This window comes from Cupriavidus sp. 05T313 (genome assembly GCF_056396665.1).
The window spans coordinates 1-1075 of record NZ_JBFTLX010000527.1 but is presented as its reverse complement, the minus strand read 5'-3'; the positions used below and the strand labels follow the sequence as shown (position 1 = coordinate 1075).

Sequence of the window (1075 nt, the reverse complement as noted above, 5' to 3'; positions counted from 1 at the left end):
GCGCGATGCGAAGCGAGCCGTGAATGTTTGCCCATCCCGTATGGGGCGCCTTCTTTGCCTACGTTCTTGGCGTGACAAGAAAGTAGGTCGCCGCCCCGCAGGGGTGGTGAAACTGCCTTTGATTTTAGGCTTTTAGGCCTATGACACTGCAGTTAAGCAGTCGCAGTCAGATCCGCCTGAGTCCTCCCAACCAAGCAGTCCAACCCATGATCAAACTCATCGTCGGTCTCGGCAACCCCGGGGCGGAATACGAAGCCACCCGCCACAACGCCGGCTTCTGGCTGGTCGACCAACTGGCCCGCATGGGCGGCGCCACCCTGCGCGTTGAAGGCCGCTTCCACGGCCTGGCCGCGCGCGCGCGGCTATGGGACCAGGACATCTGGCTACTCAAGCCGTCCACGTTCATGAACCGCTCCGGCCAGTCAGTGGTATCGCTGGCGCGTTTCTACAAGATCCTGCCTGACGAAATCCTGGTAGCCCACGACGAAATGGACATGCCGCCCGGTACCGTCAAGCTCAAGCGCGGCGGCGGCGCCGGCGGCCACAACGGACTCAAGGACATTGCCGCGCACCTGACAACGCAGGACTACTGGCGCCTGCGCATCGGCGTGGGCCATCCGCGCAACTCGGCAAGCGGTGGCGGCGAGCGGGAGGATGTGATCAATTATGTATTGAAGCCGCCGCGCCGCGAGGAGCAGCAGGCCATCGACGAAGCCATCGACCGTAGCCTGGCGCCGCTGGCGCTGCTGGCCAGGGGCGAAAACGAACGCGCCATGCTGGAGTTGCACACCACCCGCTGAAGGCGCTTCGCAAGCAGCAAACCGCAGGCGGACCAATAAAAAAGCCCCGTCACCTCTCGGTGACGGGGCTTTTTTGTGCCGCAGGGCGCAATGCCCGCGTCAAGCCACCCGCTTGGCCGCCGTCAGCAGACGATAGCGCTGCATCAAGGTATCGCGCGTCTCGACCCGGTTGGGGTCGTTCGGGATGCAAGCCACCGGGCAAACCTGCTGGCATTGCGGCTCATCGAAGTGTCCGACGCATTCCGTGCATTTGTTGGGGTCGATCTCATAGATCT

2 protein-coding genes are annotated in these 1075 nt (G+C 63.1%); one reads left to right on the top strand and one right to left on the bottom strand.

The genetic code is table 11. The features are described 5' to 3' along the window. The first annotated feature begins 206 nt into the window (after nucleotides 1-206). Nucleotides 207-800 carry an aminoacyl-tRNA hydrolase gene (gene pth, locus AC1DKD_RS41475; RefSeq protein ID WP_441627008.1) on the top strand — a complete coding sequence of 198 codons (594 nt, stop codon included), beginning with the start codon at nucleotides 207-209 and terminating at the stop codon, nucleotides 798-800. Between the two features lie 99 nt (nucleotides 801-899). Here the strand turns inward: pth and AC1DKD_RS41470 are convergent. Then, nucleotides 900-1075, bottom strand: a 176-nt coding sequence (locus AC1DKD_RS41470; RefSeq protein WP_477144768.1) for a 4Fe-4S dicluster domain-containing protein, incomplete at its 5' end; no start/stop codon positions are given.

What these genes read in the sequence shown, in the direction of transcription:
- pth (WP_441627008.1), top strand. Translation starts at nt 207, where the DNA reads ATGATCAAACTCATCGTCGGTCTCGGCAACCCCGGGGCGGAATACGAA.